13 protein-coding genes are annotated in these 20,849 nt (G+C 41.8%); 12 read left to right on the top strand and 1 reads right to left on the bottom strand.

Features of this window, described 5'->3' with window-relative positions:
- Nucleotides 1–4: 4 nt before the first annotated feature.
- From D7322_RS00940 to D7322_RS00925, 4 genes are all read left to right on the top strand, one after another.
- Nucleotides 5–1,429, top strand: coding sequence for a RagB/SusD family nutrient uptake outer membrane protein (locus D7322_RS00940; protein WP_121120607.1), 1,425 nt, complete (start codon nucleotides 5–7; stop codon nucleotides 1,427–1,429).
- Nucleotides 1,430–1,449: 20 nt separating this feature from the next.
- On the top strand, nucleotides 1,450–3,900 hold the full coding sequence (locus D7322_RS00935) for a zinc-dependent metalloprotease (protein ID WP_121120606.1): 2,451 nt from the start codon (nucleotides 1,450–1,452) through the stop codon (nucleotides 3,898–3,900).
- Nucleotide 3,901: 1 nt separating this feature from the next.
- The gene (locus tag D7322_RS00930) at nucleotides 3,902–4,441 is read left to right on the top strand and encodes a DUF3347 domain-containing protein (protein ID WP_121120605.1); all 540 of its coding nucleotides are present in this window, start codon (nucleotides 3,902–3,904) and stop codon (nucleotides 4,439–4,441) included.
- A gap of 102 nt (nucleotides 4,442–4,543) precedes the next feature.
- On the top strand, nucleotides 4,544–7,405 hold the full coding sequence (locus D7322_RS00925; RefSeq protein WP_121120604.1) for a glycoside hydrolase family 2 protein: 2,862 nt from the start codon (nucleotides 4,544–4,546) through the stop codon (nucleotides 7,403–7,405).
- A 118-nt stretch (nucleotides 7,406–7,523) separates the two neighbouring features.
- On the opposite strand, the gene D7322_RS00920 is transcribed toward D7322_RS00925, so the two are convergent.
- The gene (locus D7322_RS00920) at nucleotides 7,524–8,894 is read right to left on the bottom strand and encodes a glycoside hydrolase family 28 protein (RefSeq protein ID WP_121120603.1); all 1,371 of its coding nucleotides are present in this window, start codon (nucleotides 8,892–8,894) and stop codon (nucleotides 7,524–7,526) included.
- A 921-nt stretch (nucleotides 8,895–9,815) separates the two neighbouring features.
- Here D7322_RS00920 and D7322_RS00915 point away from each other — a divergent pair.
- From D7322_RS00915 to rhaM, 8 genes are all read left to right on the top strand, one after another.
- Nucleotides 9,816–11,138, top strand: a complete 1,323-nt coding sequence (locus D7322_RS00915; RefSeq protein ID WP_121120602.1) for a rhamnogalacturonidase — start codon at nucleotides 9,816–9,818, stop codon at nucleotides 11,136–11,138.
- Between the two features lie 35 nt (nucleotides 11,139–11,173).
- Nucleotides 11,174–13,024: a rhamnogalacturonan lyase gene (locus D7322_RS00910; RefSeq protein WP_245971216.1), complete on the top strand. Its 1,851-nt coding sequence runs from the start codon at nucleotides 11,174–11,176 to the stop codon at nucleotides 13,022–13,024.
- Between the two features lie 55 nt (nucleotides 13,025–13,079).
- Nucleotides 13,080–13,850: a rhamnogalacturonan acetylesterase gene (locus D7322_RS00905; protein ID WP_245971215.1), complete on the top strand. Its 771-nt coding sequence runs from the start codon at nucleotides 13,080–13,082 to the stop codon at nucleotides 13,848–13,850.
- A gap of 8 nt (nucleotides 13,851–13,858) precedes the next feature.
- Nucleotides 13,859–14,638: a rhamnogalacturonan acetylesterase gene (locus tag D7322_RS00900; protein ID WP_121120600.1), complete on the top strand. Its 780-nt coding sequence runs from the start codon at nucleotides 13,859–13,861 to the stop codon at nucleotides 14,636–14,638.
- A 1-nt stretch (nucleotide 14,639) separates the two neighbouring features.
- Nucleotides 14,640–16,250 (top strand): arylsulfatase, encoded by a 1,611-nt coding sequence (locus tag D7322_RS00895; RefSeq protein ID WP_121120599.1) that lies wholly within the window; start codon nucleotides 14,640–14,642, stop codon nucleotides 16,248–16,250.
- A gap of 14 nt (nucleotides 16,251–16,264) precedes the next feature.
- The gene (locus D7322_RS00890) at nucleotides 16,265–17,419 is read left to right on the top strand and encodes a glycoside hydrolase family 88/105 protein (RefSeq protein WP_121120598.1); all 1,155 of its coding nucleotides are present in this window, start codon (nucleotides 16,265–16,267) and stop codon (nucleotides 17,417–17,419) included.
- A gap of 116 nt (nucleotides 17,420–17,535) precedes the next feature.
- Nucleotides 17,536–20,493, top strand: coding sequence for a glycoside hydrolase family 2 protein (locus D7322_RS00885; RefSeq protein WP_121120597.1), 2,958 nt, complete (start codon nucleotides 17,536–17,538; stop codon nucleotides 20,491–20,493).
- Between the two features lie 39 nt (nucleotides 20,494–20,532).
- Nucleotides 20,533–20,844 (top strand): L-rhamnose mutarotase, encoded by a 312-nt coding sequence (gene rhaM / locus D7322_RS00880; RefSeq protein ID WP_121120596.1) that lies wholly within the window; start codon nucleotides 20,533–20,535, stop codon nucleotides 20,842–20,844.
- Nucleotides 20,845–20,849 lie beyond the last annotated feature (5 nt).

Here is a 20,849-nt window from a genome sequence, read left to right as displayed (position 1 = left end):
TACGATGACTTTTAAAACTTTGGCGGCGGCATTTGTGACTTTACTGGTCTTTTCCGCCTGCGACAAATACCTCGATATAACACCAAAAGGCTCACAACTGGTGAGCACAGCGCAAGATTATTACGACTTGGTTGCTTATCCCAATAGAGGGTATCCCATCAATAACTTTCAGTATTTGGTCGATGACCAGTATTTGAAGGAATCCAATGTAATTGGTTTGACACCTAATATTAACACGATCAACTTTTTGTTTCAAGAACAGGAGGATCGAGTAAGTCGCATCACTGCATCAAGCTTTTACAATCAGTGCTATAAATACATTGCACAGTGGAATATGATTATTTCTTTGGTTGATGAAAGTACAGGAGATAGTCAATTAAAGACCCTAGCCAAGGCTGAGGCCAAGATATATCGAGCCTTTGATTATTTCCACCTGATTAATGTCTACGCCAAAGCCTATGATGCGAATACTGCTTCTCAGGATGGCGGCGTCTGTATCATGGATAAATATGACCTGGAAGCTATGCCCGTAAAATCGACGGTACAGCAGGTATACGATTTTATCCAAAAGGATATCGAGGATGCTTTACCGCATTTGCAGGAAAAACCTACAAACCCCTATCATCCATCCTTAGCCTTTGCCTATGCATTGAAGGCGAAGGTACATCTTTTCAAAAGAGAAATTGTTGAAGCACAAGCTGCTGCTGAAAAAGCATTGCAGCTTAATGGGCAGCTAATTGATCTTGTTCAGTATGAAAAGTTAGGTGGTCCGAGTAAGACGCCTATAATCGCTGAAAATAATCCAGAAGTATTGAGTTACATGTATGTGAATGGCTATACGGAGATGAACTTTGGTTACAGCTATATCTTAAGCCCGGAATTGACAAGCATGTTTGATAAGGAAGACAAACGTTTTAGTCTATTCTACACGACCTCAAATGCCAGTTTTCTGGATATTGGCGCTGGAGCAAGTTACTACAACGTGAAATACACTGCTTTTTTCTTTCCCACAGTAGGGCTGAAAACACCGGAGATTTATTTGATGTTGGCCGAATGTTATGCCCGTCAGGATCAATTTGCCAAGGCTATTAACATGTTGAATACCTTACGTAAAACCCGGATCGAAGGCGATAAAGCAATATTGGCGGTCCCAACGACCCGAAAAGAAGTGATGAATCTAGTGATAAACGAACGTCGTCGGGAATTGCCAATCGGTTACCATCGTTTTTTCGATCTGAAACGCTTGAATCTAGAACCTGATTATGCCAAAACGCTCGTTCGTGTATTCCCGATTGTCAATAAGACGGTGGAGCAAAAGACCTATACATTGGCTCCGAATTCACGAATGTATATTATTCCATTTCCATTGGATGCGATGAAGTTAAATCCAAACCTACGGTTGAACACTGATGAAACTGTACCGTTTTAATATATGCTATTACATTACACATGAAAAACAAAATTATCTATAGTACCCTTGCCTTGCTTTTGTCCGGCGGTATGGTTCAAGCTCAACAGAGCCTGAGCAAGACGGACACTGTAAAATCAAAAAATGATCTGAATGAAGCTTATAGCAAGATTTTAAATAAGAAGAAAATTGCCCGGTCTGGCGTTTTTAACGTCGTAGAGTCGGAAAAGAAATGGTATTTGGAAATACCGGATAGTTTATTGAACCGCTATTTTCTGACGGTAACGCGCTTGGTGTCTGCTCCACAGGGATTCCCAATGTATGGTGGTGAAAAACTGAATGAACAGACACTTTATTTCGAGAAAGGCCTGGGTGACCGTATACAGTTGCGGGCAGCAATTTATAAACAAGATGCCCCAGAAAACGATGCCATACGGACCGCCTTAGTACAGTCACAAGAGGATCCTATTATCGCGATTTTAGATATCAAAGGACTTAATCCGGCAAAGAACGGCTATCTTATTGATGTGACGGATCTTTTTCGGAAAGACAATGCTGCAATTTCATTTGATAGTAAGATAAAAAGCGAAAATAAACTATCTTCATTGGCGGATGACCGATCTTTCATTACAGACATGAAGGTCTTTCCCATTAATTTGGAAGTAAAAACAACAAAAACCTATTCGTCGACATCTGGCACACCAGCGGCAAGTCTGACTGGGGCAATGACTTTTACAACCAATACCTCCATGGTACTGCTTCCAAAGGTGCCGATGAAAAAGCGGATTTTCGACGAACGTGTAGGGTATTTTGCAAACAAGTATATCCTATTCACCGATAAAGATCAACGTTCTAAAGCGTTGAATTTTATACAACGCTACAGACTTGAACCTAAAATCAAAGATGTGTCGCGATACTTAAAAGGTGAACTTGTAGAACCACAAAAGCAAATTGTGTATTATATCGATCCCGCGACGCCCAAGAAGTGGCGCCCTTATCTCATCGCAGGTATCAACGACTGGAATGTCGCATTTGAACAAGCCGGATTTAAAAATGCGATTGTAGGCAAAGAATGGCCTGAACAAGATACCACCATGAGCCTTGAAGATGCACGTTTTTCCGTGATTCGTTATTTCGCTTCTGAAAAAGCAAATGCCTATGGACCGCGGATCTCAGATCCTAGAAGCGGTGAGATTATCGAAGCGCATGTCGGCTGGTATCATAATGTTATGAAGCTCGTTCAACAGTGGTTTATGGTACAAGTGGGGCCATTAAACAAAGCTGCTCAAAAAATGCAGCTGGATGACGAAGTGATGGGGCAGTTAATTCGCTTTGTTTCCTCACACGAAGTGGGACATAGCTTGGGTCTACGTCACAACATGGGGGCAAGCAGCCAAACACCGGTCGAGAAATTGCGCGACAAGAAATGGGTGGAAAAAAATGGCCATACGGTATCAATTATGGATTATGCACGTTTCAATTATGTCGCTCAGCCTGAAGATGGCGTGGGGTTGTCTGGTATATATCCGCGTGTAGGCATGTACGATAAATGGGCTATTCAATGGGGGTATCAATATCTTCCACAGTTTTCAAGTGGTGAAGAAGAGCGCGGCTATCTTACAAAACAGGTGACAGACAGCCTGACGGCTAACCCGAAGTTATGGTTTGGTGGTGAAGGAAACAATGAGGATCCGCGTAGTCAGAAGGAAGATCTTGGTGATGATTCAATATTGGCAAGTACCTATGGTATCAAAAATCTGAAAAAAGTAGTTACTCATTTGGTGGATTGGACTCATGAGCCTGGCGATGATTATAGCAACCTAAAGGATATGCATAAAGCTGTCCGAGGACAATTTAATCGTTATCTCTATCATGTGCTAAAAAATATCGGAAGCCAAGAGATTACGAATAAAGTCCGGGGTCAAAAAGGAGCCGTCTACGCAGCAGTTCCCAAAGAAAAAGTGAAAGCAGCAGTACACTATGTAAATAATAATGTATTCGCTCCACCCTTGTGGTTATATCCTGACAATATACAGTCGCTCATTGGAATAGACGCCAATAAAGAAATCAATGATCAACAAGAGCAGATGCTCAACATGCTGATGAGTCCCGGTTTGCTTTATAATGTTTATGTCAAGTCTCTAAGTAATGAGGATCCTTACACCTTGAATGAATATTTGGAAGACGTTGGTCATGGGGTATGGACATTGCCCGGTGGGGATCTTCGGATGGATGCCTTCAAACGTGGCCAGCAACGCTATTTTCTGGAACGGGTAAATCAAGTTGTCAACCCGAAAATCGGACCAGGGTCGGATATCATTACACAGGCGCAGCGCAGTGACGTACAACTGTATGTCAGAAATTATCTGCCTAGTTTGATTGAGCAGATCAATCTGCTTCATGCCAAGCAAACAGATCAACTCAATAAGCAGCATCTGAATTTGATGCTGCAAGAAATTAAACGTATTCAAAATCAAATAAACAAAGACTAAAATGAAAAGTAGATTAAAAAAAATGTATGTGGCATGTGTGATCGGCTTCATGCTGGTTTCTTGCCAATTAAGCGGGCAGGATAATGCACAAGCACAGCGCGACAGATTATTTAAGGCCTATATGGAGGTGAAACAGGATATCACGGATGAGAACTTTGCTGGCAGTAAAGAGCATGTCGTTCAGTTAGAAAAAGAAGTACAGAACTTTCGGCTAAAAGGTTTGCAGCTCGATGATATGATGCGCCTCAAGAAGGTCAGTCAGACCATGAAGACAGATGCTGCCGGCTTGAAATCTGCGCAGGATATGAAGGCAATGAAGGTTTCCTTCTCTGCAATTACGCAATCCCTATTTACCATAATGGAAACGATGAAATGTACAGATGAAACCGTTTACTTACAATATTGTCCCATGGAAAAAGGCTATTGGTTAAGTTATGACAAGGAGATTGAAAATCCTTACGCAGCTTCTATGCGCGAATGTGGACAATTGGTCAAAGGGATGGCGACAGGAGATTATCCTGAGCCCGTAGCCTGCCATTAAGGGGCGCCATACAAGAAAATTACAACAATTCAGGTAAGTTCAGGACACTTTAGTGTCCTGAACTTTTTATTTTAGGGGTTTGCAAACTCAATAAATAAACCTATGTTTAAAATTCGAATTGTCTTGCTTGCATTGCTATGCGTTACGTCTGTTCTGATGGCCTTAGCACAGACGCAGAAAGAAATACATTATCTTTCAGGAACAGACAATATTCACACGGTGAATTGGGACTTCTGGGTGACAGGAGGACGTAAAGCAGGAAAATGGGATAAGATTGCAGTGCCGAGCCATTGGGAACAGCAGGGATTTGGGGCTTATAATTATGGACGTGATTATGTAACCTATGGAAAAAATTTTGTATTTCATGATGAGAAAGGTCTGTATCGGCATCAGTTTACTGTTCCAAAGCATTGGAAAGGTAAGAAAATAAGCTTGGTTTTTGAGGGTTCGATGACGGATACTGAAGTCAAGGTCAACGGCCAGATCGCTGGAGATATCCACCAAGGTGCTTTCTATCGGTTTAAGTACGATGTTACCGACAAGATCACCTTTGGCAAGACCAACATATTAGAAGCCACTGTATCGAAGATGTCTTCCGATAAATCCGTTAACAATGCGGAGCGTCTGGCGGATTATTGGATTTTAGGCGGGATTTATAGACCGGTGTACCTTGAGGCGACGCCACATGAACATATCAGCTGGACAGCTATTGATGCAAAAGCAGACGGAACTTTTCGAAGTAATGTGCATTTGGAGGACTTGTCTAAAGCTAATGATCTATTGGTAGAGATCAAAGATTTAAAGGGGAATGTGATCTCAACTCAAAAATTTCCGATTACTTCGGAAGATTCAGTGAAATTGGTCGAAATGAAAGTAGAAAAACCGTTGTTATGGACAGCGGAGACACCAAACCTATATCAGGTTACCTATACCCTAGTAAATGGCAAGAAAAAAGGATATCAATATCAGGATCGTTTTGGTTTCAGGACGATCGAAGTTCGCCAAGGAGACGGCATTTACGTCAATGGTGTGAAAGTGAAGATGAAAGGTGTGAATCGTCATGTATGGTGGCCCGAAACCGGACGTTCAGTGAACGCCCAGTTGGATCTGAATGATGTTAAATTGATCAAGGAAATGAATATGAATGCGGTACGCTGTTCGCATTATCCGCCAGATCGGTCATTTTTAGCTTATTGCGATTCATTGGGCTTATATGTTTTGGATGAATTGGCCGGGTGGCAAAAGGCGTATAGTACCGTTGTAGGTAAAAAGCTGGTGCAAGAAATGGTTATCCGAGATGCCAATCACCCTTCTATCATACTTTGGAGTAACGGTAATGAAGGCGGGCACAATAAAGAACTCGTAGACGAGTACAAAAAATATGATCTTTCCGCACGAACAGTGATCCATGCACACCATAGACCGGGAAATGCAATCAATGGAATCGACTGCAACCATTATGAAGACTTTTATTCAACAAAAAAAATTCTGGAAGGTCCAAATATATACATGCCGACCGAATTTCTCCATGCACAGGATGACGGTGGCGCCGCAGCAGGATTAGCAGATATATGGGAGTTGCATTGGAATGCCAAATTGGGTGCAGGCGGATTTATCTGGGATTTTGCAGATGAAGGTATCGTACGAACAGATTTCAATAATGTGATTGATGTCAACCGGGTAAATGCCCCGGACGGAATCCTTGGACCACATCGCGAAAAAGAAGGAAGTTTCTATGCCATTCGGGAGATCTATGCACCTGTGCATATTACGATGAAGAAATTACCTGCTGATTTCAATGGAACTATTCCGGTGGAAAATCGTTTCCACTTTACCGATCTAAAAGCGTGTCGATTTGAGGGTAAACTGGTTACTTATCAACAGCCCTATGCGGATGAATCGGGCATGGATTCGGTGCTGAACCTGAAAGTAAATAGTCCCGTAGTGGCTCCTACGCAACAGGGGGCTTTGCAGTTGAATTTGCCTGTTGACTGGAAGCAGTATGATGCACTGTTATTGACTGCGACTGATCCACAGGGTGCGGAAATCTATACCTGGACATGGCGGGTAAGATCCAATCAAGCTCTTACTGCTGAAATCCTACCCTTGAAATCTTTTACCGATGTTGAAGCGAAAGAAGACAGTGTGAATTATATCCTTAAGGCAAATGGGATAACTGCTTTTGTTTCTAAAAAAACAGGATTATTGGTTGATCTGGCCAATGATTATAGCATGAAATTAGCTTTCAATAATGGTCCGGTGCTTATCGATGGTCAGTCAGAGCTGAAGAGCACTAAACGTTGGCGAGAAGGAAAAAATGAGGTGGTTGAGTTTATGTTTGATGGTAATCTAAGCTTTATCCGTTGGACGATGCGTCCGGATGGTTGGTTGAAACTCGATTATGCCTATAACATGAAAAAAGCGGTACCTTATGCGGGAGTGAGCTTCAACTTTCCTGAAAACTATATTATCGGTGCCAAATGGCTGGGAAATGGCCCTTATCGCATATGGAAGAATAGGTTGCAAGGTGCCACGCTTAATACATGGGAAAAAATGTACAATGATGGAAAAGCCGGTATTGGTCAATGGACATTTCCTGAATTTAAAGGCTACTTTTCGGATGTCAGTTGGGTACAATTCAATACCGTTCAAGGAAAGTTTTTGGTCGCAACAGATCAAGATGACCTATTTCTACGGCTGTTCGAGTTTTATGGGATTTCAGGTCCCAAAGGATATCCGCAATTGCCTACTGGAGATATTTCCTTTTTGGACGCTATTCCTCCAATTGGAACAAAGTTGGCCCTGGGGATAAATGGTAATGCCGCAGTGAATGGACCTGCAGGAGAATCGAATCAAATGAATAAAAATGTAAACCGGACGCTCTATTTTTACTTTGGTACTCCGAAGGGCGAAAAAGAAAATACGCAATTCGTGATGCCTAAAATAAATGTATTGACCGATTAATATCCCGGTTCATACATAAAAAAAGGCTTTTCTATTTTAATAGAAAAGCCTTTTTTTATGTATGAAGATCAATGGCATCAGGTTTATTGAATGTCGGGAATCAATTCGGCTTGACCTGTTATTGTATGTAAGAGAAACCCTTGATATATTGATTTTGGACTGCAGTTGAGGTTATTTTCTTGAGCCGTACATCCTTCAATTGAACTGTCTGAATTGGAAGTTCCGAATTGCCGTTGATCTTTGAAATAAATTCACCTATTTCTACATCAATGTTTGAAAGATAGACGTTCGATATGGGCGTTAGTTTTTTTACTTTGGTTGGTACCAAGTTGCGCCATTGATAGAGGACATCGGTATCAATTCCAAGTATACCCTCTTTTACATTTTGGGCTTTAATATTTGAAAAATAAATGTTTTTAACATAGCCACCCATACGCTCATTCGTTTTGATAAACAGTAAATGCATCAATTTTTCATTGGGTAGGACCGCACAATTGTTTACATAAATGTTTTCAATTCCACCCGAGAGCTCGCTCCCAACGGCAAGCAATTGGTGACCATCGCGGATCTCGCAATTACGGATCACAATATTTTTTGTTGGTGTTTTTAATCGCCAGCCTTCCGGATTTCGGCCTGATTTCAATGCAATAGCATCATCACCTTGGTCAAAAATACAATTCTCAATCAATACATTCTGACTCATTTCTGGGTCGATCCCATCATTGTTATGACCATGGGCATAGATGTCGATCCCACGTACAAGGACATCTTTCGTTAAGTAGAGGTGCAACGTCCAAAAAGGACTGTTTCGGATCTTAATATCTTCGACTCTAACATGTTGACAACGGTTGAATTGAATAAATTGCGGTCTAAGATTGGATGTGTCATTGACCATAAGGCGTTGTTCTGCAGGTATTCCATCTTGTGCCCAGTTATAAAGATTTTTGATGCTCTCCATATGTGGTTTCGGTCTTGGAAACCATTTCTCCCAAACAGTAAGATCTGCTTTTATGGTTCCCTTGCCTGTAAGGGCAACATTTGTCGCTTCATAGGCATAGATCAGCGGGGAGTAGTTATAACATTCTAGTCCTTCCCAACTACTGTGAACAGCAGGCAGATAGTCCTTTGGGTCTCCCGAAAATAATAACGTTGCTCCTGCACTGATATGTAAGTTGATATTACTTTTTAAGTGTATAGCCTTGGTGTGCCATTCGCCTGGCGGAATGATGATATTGCCCCCAGAAGTTGTCGCCATGTCAATTGCCTTTGCAATTGCGCTGGAAGTACTTTTCTTATCTCCTTGCCTAGCACCAAAATCGCGGATATCGTAGTTTTTACAATGCTCGAAATTGGGAACCTTAAACGTTGGAATTTCAAATGGAGCCTGAATGTTGATCTCTTCCTGTGCGATCTTGCCTGTTTGTGCAAAGCTTAAGCCAACGAACGAATTTAATAATAAAATGATTGTAAAGATTGATTTATATGTCATAATTGATTGGTAATAAGTTCTGAATGAAGCCCTAGGGCTAACTAATTAAAGAACAATAATTGTTAAAAATAAAGAACTATCAGCTTTTCGCCTAATCTTACGGAGCAGGACAGTACAAGGTGGTTTGGAAAATAATTTATCGTCTATCTGACATACTTCTCGGTATGTTTTGCAGCTTCGGTTAGTTATTCGGCAGTTGTTTGGGAATCGTCCGGTAGCTGTTCGAGACTGCTTCGGGACAGCGAGGGGACGGCGTTGGCGCTTATTCGATTGTTGTTCGGCTTCGTGTCGGAGCCTACCCGAAGCCCACCCGAAGCGTTGTCGAAGAAGGGTCGAAGTAGTTGCGAAGCATTCTCGAACTAATCCCGAAGCTAAGTCAAATAATGTAGGGACTTGAAGGGACTTAAAGGGAGTTTAAGGGAGTTTAAAGGATCGTAGTTGGTCTGCCAATTCGCGAAAATGTCGCGTGTTTTGCGTGTACGGAAAAGTTCGTAAGAAAAAGGATTCAATGCTTCCAACAGATGGCAAAAAAACGAATAAATCATGCCTAAGTGCTGAGTTACCGTAAATAATTCAACGGGGCAAAAAATAGATGGCGTCCCGTCGAAAGTTTCGTGCCAATAGTAGGAACAATATTGTTGGATTACCATTATTTTAGGTTAGTTTCCTCTATAACAAAGATATTACGTAGCTGCTTGAAAAGCCGATAGTAGACTTGTTTTCAGACAAATTGATAGGATAGGGCAACTAGTGGGTATGATGTTCAGGATACTACAGGACAGCTCTTGTTAAAAATGTTGATACTTTTAGGGATAACTACTTATTATAAGCGTCCTTAGACGCATTCAATTCTAAAAGGCCGTTCATTGCATGGAATGGATTGATAGGTTAGGGGGAAACATATTTATAAATCTAAATATTATGAAAAAATTCTTTCGTTTTTTACATCTACTCACCTCACTTGTGTTGTTGTCCACAGCACATGCGCAAGAAAAATTTCCGGACGGAACAGCAATCTCAAAATGGTTTGAAACTGTAAAATCGACTGATATCGGAACGCTCGGAAAGAAATTTTTGATCACTGATTTTGGTGTAACGACAGATAGCACCATTGTGCAAACGGCCAAAATCCAGCAAGCAATTGATAAAGCCTATACCAGTGGTGGGGGAGTGGTCGTCGTACCGAAAGGTATCTATTTGAGTGGGTCATTATTTTTTAAGCCAAAGACACACTTATACTTAGAAGAAGGAGCTGTATTAAAAGGAAGCGATGATATTGCAGATTTTGCATTGGCAGAGACGCGTATGGAGGGGCAAACGGTCAAATATTTTTTGGCGCTTGTCAATGCAGATCGGGTGGATGGTTTTACAATTTCAGGCAAGGGTACACTCGATGGAAACGGGTTACGCTACTGGCGGTCTTTTTGGCTTAGACGGCAGTTTAATCCAAAATGTACAAATATGGACGAAATGCGCCCGCGCTTACTCTATGTGTCCAATAGCAAAGATGTACAGATTTCGGGCATTCGCTTAATCAATTCTCCCTTCTGGACCTCTCATTATTATAAATGTGAAAACCTCAAATTGATCGGCTTACATATTTCAGCGCCAAAGGAACCTGTCAAAGCACCTAGTTCCGATGCAATCGATTTGGATGTCTGCCGTAATGTATTGATTAAGGATTGCTACTTGTCCGTTAACGATGATGCGATCGCATTAAAAGGTGGGAAGGGGCCGAATTCCGATAAGGATCCTAACAATGGTCCCAATTCAAATATCATTATTGAAAATTGTTTTTTTGGATTTTGTCATAGTGCACTGACGTGCGGAAGTGAGTCAATTCATAGTTATAATGTGATTTTTAGAAACAACACGCTGGATAAAGCGCGTAAGCTGTTGCAGCTAAAGATGCGTCCGGATACACCACAGGAATATGAAAATATTTTGATTGAAAATATAAAAGGAAATGTCAATAGTATGTTGTTTATCAAACCCTGGACCCAATTTTTTGATTTAAAGGGCGAGAAAGATATCAAAATGTCTTATGCGAGAAATATTGTCCTGCGTAATATTGATCTGGATTGCGACATTGTTTTTGATGTACTCAATTCGGAGCAATATGTATTATCGGATTTTACATTTCAAAATATGCATGTCCGTGCGAGTAAAGATCCTGTTATTCATAAGGAATACATTAAAAGATTTGTTCTAAACAGTGTAACCGTTAATAATAAAAAGCAATAATATCTATCAGCATGTTGTTGTGATGTAGACCTTGAATGATGAAAACAAAACTTATTCTTTTGACAGGAGCACTGATCGGTTCTCTAGCCGTTTCAGGCCAACGCAAAATGGAGTTTTTGGATCGAGGAATGGTTGGTGTAAAAACTACGGAAAATTCCGTGTTTTTGAGCTGGCGTTTGCTGGGTACCGACGATTTTGACACGGCCTTTGCTATTTATCGGCAGGAAGGAAATGGTATACATAAAAAATTGAATAACGCACCTTTAACAAAGGGTACCAACTTTTTGGACGATCATGTTGACCTGAGTAAAGATGTAACCTACACCTTAGATCTTGTGTCGGGTGGGAAAGAAAAGGAAGTTGCTAAACTCACTTTATCCAAAGATCAAAAAGTACAGCAATACTTGAATATTCCGTTACGCACCCCCAAAGGCTACACACCGGGGGATGTTTCTGTGGGCGATTTGGATGGAGACGGAACTTATGAACTTATTGTTCATCAGACCGGTGTTGGACATGACAATGCACATAATGGCATTACTTCAGAACCTATTTTTCAGGCGTATAAACTAGATGGTACCTTTTTATGGGAAATCAATTTGGGTAAAAATATCCGGGAAGGAGCACATTATACCCAATTCATGGTTTACGACCTCGATAGCGATGGACGTGCCGAGCTGGTCTGTAAAACTGCCGATGGTACTAAAGATGCACTCGGACATGTTATTGGTAATCCAAAAGCCGATTGGCGTGATACCGTATCAAGTTCAAGAACTGTAGGCCGCATACTGAAAGGGCCTGAATATTTAACCGTGTTTGACGGGCTGACGGGCAAGGCGATAAGTACTGTGGATTATCTACCTGAACGTGGGGATCTGCGCTCATGGGGAGATACGAATGCTAATCGCAGTGATCGTTTTCTAGCTTGTGTAGCATATTTGGACGGCATACATCCGAGTGTCGTGATGACGAGAGGATATTATGAACGTACGGCCTTGGCAGCATGGGACTTCAAAGATAAAAAATTGGTGAGCCGCTGGGTATTCGACAGCAAGGTTCGTCAAGACCCTTATTCCGGTCAGGGCTATCACAACCTCACAGTTGCTGATGTAGATCAAGATGGTAAAGATGAAATTGTCTTTGGGTCGATGGTTATTGATGATAATGGAAAGGGGCTGTATAGTACAGGGTTGGGGCATGGCGATGCATTGCATGTCAGTGACTTGGATCCTGAAAGGCCCGGACTGGAGATTTTTGGAATTCATGAACTGAAAGGGGGACGAAAAGGGATAGGGGTAGCCTTGTTGGACGCCAAAACGGGAGACATATTGTTTCAAAGTGCAATAGACCAAGATATTCCTCGCGGTGTTGCTGCAAATATTGATCCCGATCATAAAGGAGCATATCTATGGTGGCTGGGGTCTAAAGACATGTATGATACCGAGGGAAATATTATCGGGCGGGCTCCGAGATCGACCAATTTTTTGATCTGGTGGGATGCCGATTTAAGCCGTGAGCTTTTAAATAGTAACTATATTGAAAAATATCAAAATGGGAAAACGGAACGAATCTTTACGGCGACAGGTAGTTCATCAATCAATGGATCTAAAAGTACGCCCAATCTGAGTGCTGATATTTTTGGTGACTGGCGGGAAGAATTGGTCCTGCGTTCAGAAGATAACCAGAATCTGCGTATCTACACAACAACGATTCCAACAGAACAGCGCGTATATACACTAATGCACGATCCGCAGTATCGTCTGAGTATTGCATGGCAGAATGTAGGTTATAATCAACCGCCGCATGTGGGCTATTACCTTGGTATGGGTATGAATCGGCCGGTCAAACCAAACATTCGGCTGGTTAAGTATGCCTATAAGAAATAGAAATTTGGAAGCGCGATTTGGATTTTTTGACTAAAAGAAATAGATAAGTTAGCAAATGAAGCATACAACAAAATGGATAGGGATGGCACTGACAGCCTTTCTTTTGATATCCTTTGCAAAACAACAAAATAAACCTACGATTTATCTTATCGGTGATTCGACCGTTAAGAACAGCAATAAGGAATATTGGGGCTGGGGTACTCTGCTTCCTGAATTATTGGATACGACACGAGTCCGTGTAGACAATCATGCGATGGCGGGGCGCAGTACACGTACATTTGTCAAAGAAGGAAGATGGGCAAAAGTTGATTCTTTGTTCAAGCCGGGAGATTTTTTATTGATTCAGTTTGGCCATAACGAAGGAAGTAAGCCCGATACCAGTAAGCAAGGCTATCGCGGTGTGCTACGGGGTATCGGTCAGGATTCTATTGTTTTGGATTGGGGAAATGGGAAGAAAGAGACCGTACGTACTTACGGTGAAAACTTACGTCGTTTTGTGATTGAAGCAAAGAAAAAAGGGGTAACACCGATCTTATTATCCATGATTCCGCGCAACCAATGGGATCATCAAGGTAAAGTGAAGCGGGCAGATAAGGATTTTGGACTGTGGGCAAAGGAGATTGCGAAAGAACAGGGCGTCGCTTTTTTGGATCTAAACAGTATTACAGCAGATAAATATGATCGGCTTGGCCCTGAAGCAGTAAAATCTAACTATTTTCCAGGTGACCATACCCATACGAATAAAAATGGGGCGCGAGATAATGCATTGTCTATAATCGAAGGATTTCGTAGGATTAAAAGTCAGCTAGTACAATATATTAAATAATAGTGAAGATGAAATTGAAATTGTTGCCATGGGCTGCGGCCCTTTTTGCTGTAATCAGTATGTCCTTTTTGGGACAACAACATAAACCGACCTTGTTTATTATTGGTGATTCCACCGTAAAAAACGGACAGGGAAATGGTTCCAATGGACAGTGGGGCTGGGGAAGTTTGATCAGTCAGTATTTTAAATTGGATAAGATCAATGTGAGGAATCGTGCTTTGGGGGGAACAAGTACCCGGACATTTTATAACAATCCAAAGCTTTGGCAGAAGGTACTGGATAGCATACAGCCAGGCGATTATGTCCTTATGCAATTTGGACATAATGATTCAAGTCCCATTGTGGATACGCTACGTGCCCGTGGAACGATAAAGGGAAATGGTGACGATTATGAGGAAGTATATAACCCGTTATTGAAGCAACATGAAGTCGTGTATAGTTATGGTTTCTATTTACGACGCTTTGTGAAGAATATTCAAGATAAAGGAGCCACAGCAATTATCTGTTCGCCAATTCCGCGTAACGCATGGGATGGAAACCAGGTGCGCAGATCAGATTATGCGCAATGGGCTAAGGAGGCTGCGCAACAGGCTGGGGCATTTTTTATCCCGTTACAGGATGTTGTTGTTGCGCATTATGAAACTCTAGGGAAAAAGAAAGTAGAAACGGATTTTTTTGATCCGAAGGATGCGACGCATACGATCAAAGAGGGCGCGCTGTTGAATGCTAAACTCGTTGCTGAGCAATTAAAAGCACAAACCAAAATTGGACTAAAGAAATTTATGTAGCATGATGAAACCACTATTTCCGCTTTGTATCTTTTTTCTATTGATACAATTTTCATTGCATGCACAGCAAAGACCCAATATTGTGTTGATTCTGGCCGATGATATGGGTTATTCGGATTTGGGTTGCTTTGGCTCTGAAATTCAGACTCCAAATCTAGATAAGATGGCAAATGAAGGCATCAAGATGACCAATTTTTATAACGCTTCACGTTGTTGTCCATCGCGTGCTTCCCTATTGACCGGATTATACCCGCATCAGGCGGGCGTGGGCGATATGATGAATAAGCGTCCTTTTCCTGCTTATCAGGGTTATTTAAATAGAAATTCGGTTACACTAGCTGAACTATTAAAAGGTGCAGGTTATGGGACCTATATGGCTGGCAAATGGCACGTGGGACAGGAGAAGGAAAATTGGCCGCTACAGCGTGGATTTCAACGTTATTATGGATTGATTGATGGAGCAAACAGCTACTTTGAAAACAGACCTTATCGACCCAAGCAAACATTGACGATAGCTTTGGACAATGAAGCGATCGTTCCGCCAAAAGATTACTATAGCTCGGATGCCTATACGGATTATGCAATGACTTTCATTGGCGAGCATTTGGAAACGAAAAAAGAGGATCCTTTTTTTCTATACCTCGCTTTTCAGGCTCCCCATTGGCCTTTACATGCCAAGCCACAGGATATTGCAAAGTATCGGGGTAAATATATAGAAGGCTGGGAGGCTATCCGTGAAAGGCGTTTTCAGAAACAGCTGCGGTTAGGAGTATTACCACCAACAACGAAGTTGTCGGAAATTGATACAACCTTGAGAAATTGGAATGATTGCAGTTGGGAAGAAAAAGTAAAATGGGATGAAAAGATGGCTGTATACGCGGCGATGGTCGACGAATTGGATCAAAATGTGGGTAGATTGGTTGATTATCTCCAGTTGAAAGGACAATTGGAAAATACCGTTTTTATCTTTCTCTCCGATAACGGCGCGAGCAATGAGACAATAAGCAATGGGGGATTTACAGCAGAAATCAGGGCTGCCAATGAATTTCCTGCCAGTCATCCACGTTCTTTTACAGCTTATGGAATCGAAGGTGCTGCAGTGAGTAATACGCCTTTCAAAAAGTTTAAGCATTGGGAGTTCGAGGGAGGCAATGCAACTGGTTTTATCGCCTATGGACCGAAGTTCCTACAAGGCGGTAGACAGTTTGATATGCCAGCCCATTTAATCGATATCATGCCCACCTTAGCACAATGGTCAGGAGCAAACTATCCTAAAAGCTATGCAGGGAATACGATTAAACCCATGGAAGGATCGTCATTGCTTCCGCTATGGACCGAGCAACAGCAGAATATCGACAGGGAAATTTGTTTTGAACATGAAGGCAACAAAGCTGTGCGCAAAGGAAAATGGAAACTTGTCTCTTCCTATCCCGAAAATACATGGTATCTATATGACATAGAAAAAGATAGGAGTGAAACAGTTGACTTATCAGTCTCTTTTCCAAAAGTATACCGTGAAATGGTTCAGCGCTATGAAAATTGGGCTAAAAGAGTTGGTGTAATACCTTACGAACAACTAGCACAAAAAAAGGGAAATACCCGTTATGAATAATTATATAGAAAAACATGAAAATATTTAATACTTATACGGCTACTTTATTGATAGCGTTTTTCCTTTCAGCATGTTCGTCGATAAAAAAGGTGGCCGAACAGAAAAAAGAACTCGCTGCTGTGGAAGTCCTTCAGTCCTTGCAGTTAACCAATCGTTATTTCATGAATAAATGGACGGACACAGGGAAACCGATCTACACCAACCGTTGGCGGCCGAGCAATATCTGGACCCGGGCCGTTTATTACGAAGGGCTCATGGCACTTTATCAAATTGACAAAAACAGTGCATACTACGATTATGCTGTGGATTGGGGAAACAAACATGATTGGGGAATGCGGAATGGTTTGGAAACCCGAAATGCCGATGACCAGGCTTGTGGGCAAACCTATCTGGATCTCTATGAGATTGAACCGAAGCCTGAGCGTATCCAAAAGATTAAAGCAAATATAGATTACATTATCAAATCGGGAAAAGTAGACGATTGGACTTGGATCGATGCCATACAAATGGCCATGCCAATTTACGCTAAATTGGGTGTAATGACCAAGGATCAAACTTACTTTGATTACATGTATAAAATGTATCATCATTCAAAAACACAGGAAGGTGGTGGTCTGTATAATAAGACCGATAAACTTTGGTGGCGTGATAAGGATTTTGTTCCGCCCTACAAAGAACCGAATGGTGAGGACTGCTATTGGTCACGTGGTAACGGATGGGTCGTGGCTGCTTTAGTCAGGGTACTTTCTTTAATTCCGGAAAACGAAGCCCACCGGGCGGAATATCTGGCCGATTATAAAGCGCTGATGGAAGCACTTGTTCCTATTCAAAGGCCGGATGGATTTTGGAATGTCAGTTTGCATGACCCTGGTAATTTTGGCGGGCGCGAGACCTCAGGCACATCATTGTTTGTCTATGGTATGGCCTGGGGAATTAATAATGGATTTCTAGATGCTAAAATATATCGACCTGTTGTCGAAAAAGCATGGAAAGCAATGATCGCTGAAGCGGTACACCCTTCCGGTTTTTTAGGCTATTTACAAGGAACGGGAAAAGAACCTAAGGATGGGCAGCCCGTCAGTTTTTCAAGCCAGCCGGATTTTGAAGATTATGGTTTGGGCTGTTTTTTATTAGGGGGCACAGAGGTTTATAAGATGTTGTCAAAATAAGCTGTCTCATTCAGGTTGTTGACAGCAACCTGATCAATTAGCATTCGTGATGGGAATGGAGCCGGTTATGCTATACATAAAAGTACGCGTTCTTATTAGCCCTAAAAAAGTATACGATGGAAAGGTTATTCTTTATTTTTTGTTGCCTGCTACTTTCGTTCGACACATATGCTCAAGCAGGCCGGAAGACTTTTAGTTTTAATGCTGACTGGCGTTACCACATCGGCGATGTCAACTATGCTTCTGCCGCAGGATTTGATGATCGTGTATGGAAACAGGTTACCTTGCCTCAGGCATGGAATGAAGATGAAGCTTTCGCGAAAGCGATCCATGACCTTTCAGCGAATATTGTCTGGTATCGAAAAAAGTTTAGTGTCCCCAAGGGAGTAACTTCTGATAAGGTCTTTTTGGAATTTGAAGGAATTCGCTTTGGCGGAGAATTTTATCTCAACGGCAAATTTATTGGTCGCCATGAAAATGGCGTCATGGCTGCAGGATTTGATATTTCGGACCTGATTGATCGCGATCACGAAAATATCTTGGCTATACGGATAGACAATAGCTGGAGCTATCGTGAAAAAGCAACAAACAGTACGTATCAGTGGAACGATAAAAACTTTAATGCAAACTATGGTGGAATTCCAAAAAATGTATGGATCCACTTTGCTTCAAAAATTTATCAGACGCTACCATTATATTCCAATTTAAAGACTACCGGTGTTTACGTATATGCGAAGAATATGAACATCCCTAAAAAGACAATGGATCTTTTTGTTTCTTCCGAGGTGAAAAATGAAACCCAGCAATCGCGCCTTGTCAACTTTGTTGCCGAAGTACGTAATGCCGATGGGAAGTTGGTGAAAACTTTTTCAAAAAAGTTCAATCTTCCTGCCAATCAAACACAACAATTGACTATGAGTTCAGCTTTGAATCAAGTGAATTTTTGGAGCTGGGGTTACGGTTATCTCTATACGGTGACAACAAAAATCGTACAGGGCAACAAAACTATCGATGCTGTACAGACGAAAACAGGATTTCGAAAAACTGCTTTCAAGAATGGAATGGTGTACCTCAATGACCAAGTTTTGATGATGAAGGGTTATGCGCAGCGTACCAGTAACGAGTGGCCTGCCGTTGGCCTATCTGTAGCACCTTGGTTAAGTGATTTTAGCAATGGGCTGATGGTCAAGAGCAATGCCAATCTGGTTCGCTGGATGCACGTAACCCCTTGGAAACAGGATGTTGAATCCTGTGATCGTGTGGGACTTATGCAGATGCTACCTGCTGGAGATGCTGAAAAAGATACGCAAGGTAGACGTTGGGAACAGCGAACAGAGCTTATGCGTGATGCAATTATTTATTATCGGAATAATCCAAGTGTCTTGTTTTATGAATGTGGAAACGAGTCGATTTCGGAGGAACATATGGCGGAGATGAAGGCTATTCGTGATCAATATGACCCAGCTGGTGGACGGGCAATCGGTTCCCGAGAAATGCTGGATAGTAAGCTAGCTGAATATGGTGGTGAAATGCTGTATATCAATAAAAGTGCGCGTCACCCCATGATCGCAACCGAATATATGCGGGATGAGGCCTTACGTAAATATTGGGACGAATGGAGTTATCCATTTCACAAGGACGGTGAAGGGCCGCTTTATAAAGGTGTAGATGCCAGTGATTATAACAGAAACCAGGATAGTTATGTTGTTGAAGCTGTACATCGCTGGTCGGAATATTGGAAAATGCGTCCAGGCACTGGTGATCGTGTAAATTCGGGCGGCGTCAATATTATTTTCTCAGATTCCAATACACATTTTAGGGGAAAAGAGAATTATAGAAGAAGTGGCGAAGTAGATGCCATGCGTATTCCCAAAGATGCTTATTTCGCCCATCAGGTTATGTGGGATGGTTGGATTGATCCAGATCCAAAGGGATTACATCTCGTTGGCCACTGGAACTATGCTCCAGGAACGAAAAAGGATGTATTAGTCGTTTCGGCCGCTGACCATGTAGAATTAGCTGTGAATGGAAAAGTACAGGGAGCGGCAGAAAAGCTATATGATTTCCTATACCGTTTTCCAGCTGTTGATTTTGAGGCTGGCGTATTGACTGCGAAATCATTCAGCAAAGAAGGAAAATTATTGAATACAAAAGAGCTCAGAACCACAGGCGAACCGTATAAAATCCGTTTGACGGCACAACATGGCAAAAATGGCCTTTTTGCAGATGGGAACGATATGGTATTGGCCGAAGTTGAAGTGCTCGATAAAAATGGCTTACGCTGCCCATTGGCTTCAAACAAAATTGATTTCCACCTAGATGGACCAATGGATTGGCGTGGTGGAATTGCTCAGGGGCCCGACAATTATATTTTAGCCAGATCGCTTCCGGTCGAGGCTGGTATAAGCCGTGTATTACTTCGTACACAGTACGATAAATCGGGTAAGGTTGTATTGAAAGCAGTGGCTGAAGGCCTTTTATCCGATTCGGTTACCTGGATGGTACAACCTATCAGAACGATGGCGAATTATTTTGTCAAAGAATCCAATGAAAATTTACCTTCATTTTTAGCGCGGGGACCAAGTCCAACGGAACCTACGCTGGTACAGCTAAAAAAAAGTCTTAAAATCCGTACAGCTACGGCTGGAGCTAACCAAGACAAGGTGGGGCAATCCTACGATGACAATGAGCTATCCGACTGGGTCAATGATGGCCAGTTAGGTACTGCTTGGATTACATACATCTTACAGGAAAAATCCGATATGGATGAAATCGATCTGAAACTGAATAATTTTAGATCAAGATCCTACCCATTACAGGTTTTCGTTGACGACAAGCTTGTTTTTGATGGAAATACGGATGTGACATTAGGCTATTGTACATTGTCATTTCCGCGTACTAAGGGCGAAAAGGTAACTATAAAACTTAAAAACGCACCTTTTACAGCAAAGGAAAACAATCAGGTGGAAATGGGGGGTAAGAAACTTGATGATGGGTTGGCTCGTAATGATGCCAATGCCAAAGGTACCTTGAGTATTATTGAAGCCGATATCCATCAGGTATTAGCCAATTAATAATACGGTAATAATAAAACAGTTCAATACATAAACAAGATGGAGAAAATAGCATTTAAGATGAAACTGAAACCAGGTATGTCGGCGGAATACAAGCGGAGACATGATGCGATCTGGCCAGAATTAATAACCTTATTGCGCGAAAATGGGGTTTCTGACTATAGTATCTTTTTGGACGAAGAGACGGATACATTATTTGCTGTTCAGTACTTGGCGGGGCATTCGTCACAGGAATTGGGCAAAGAAACTATTGTTCAGCAATGGTGGGATTATATGTATGATATCATGGAAGTCCATGCCGATCATTCTCCGGTATCGGTCAGTTTGAAAAAGGTATTTCACATGGATTAGCCCAA

The organism is Sphingobacterium puteale (genome assembly GCF_003627955.1).
GTDB lineage: Bacteria > Bacteroidota > Bacteroidia > Sphingobacteriales > Sphingobacteriaceae > Sphingobacterium > Sphingobacterium puteale.
The sequence above is the reverse complement of the archived record's forward strand: the minus strand, read 5'-3'. Positions and strand labels throughout refer to the sequence as shown.

Bases quoted from the DNA above. Each gene is read 5' to 3' on its own strand.
- D7322_RS00940 (WP_121120607.1), top strand. From the start codon at position 5: ATGACTTTTAAAACTTTGGCGGCGGCATTTGTGACTTTACTGGTCTTT.
- D7322_RS00935 (WP_121120606.1), top strand. From the start codon at position 1,450: ATGAAAAACAAAATTATCTATAGTACCCTTGCCTTGCTTTTGTCCGGC.
- D7322_RS00930 (WP_121120605.1), top strand. From the start codon at position 3,902: ATGAAAAGTAGATTAAAAAAAATGTATGTGGCATGTGTGATCGGCTTC.
- D7322_RS00925 (WP_121120604.1), top strand. From the start codon at position 4,544: ATGTTTAAAATTCGAATTGTCTTGCTTGCATTGCTATGCGTTACGTCT.
- D7322_RS00920 (WP_121120603.1), bottom strand. From the start codon at position 8,894: ATGACATATAAATCAATCTTTACAATCATTTTATTATTAAATTCGTTC.
- D7322_RS00915 (WP_121120602.1), top strand. From the start codon at position 9,816: ATGAAAAAATTCTTTCGTTTTTTACATCTACTCACCTCACTTGTGTTG.
- D7322_RS00910 (WP_245971216.1), top strand. From the start codon at position 11,174: ATGATGAAAACAAAACTTATTCTTTTGACAGGAGCACTGATCGGTTCT.
- D7322_RS00905 (WP_245971215.1), top strand. From the start codon at position 13,080: ATGAAGCATACAACAAAATGGATAGGGATGGCACTGACAGCCTTTCTT.
- D7322_RS00900 (WP_121120600.1), top strand. From the start codon at position 13,859: ATGAAATTGAAATTGTTGCCATGGGCTGCGGCCCTTTTTGCTGTAATC.
- D7322_RS00895 (WP_121120599.1), top strand. From the start codon at position 14,640: ATGATGAAACCACTATTTCCGCTTTGTATCTTTTTTCTATTGATACAA.
- D7322_RS00890 (WP_121120598.1), top strand. From the start codon at position 16,265: ATGAAAATATTTAATACTTATACGGCTACTTTATTGATAGCGTTTTTC.
- D7322_RS00885 (WP_121120597.1), top strand. From the start codon at position 17,536: ATGGAAAGGTTATTCTTTATTTTTTGTTGCCTGCTACTTTCGTTCGAC.
- rhaM (WP_121120596.1), top strand. From the start codon at position 20,533: ATGGAGAAAATAGCATTTAAGATGAAACTGAAACCAGGTATGTCGGCG.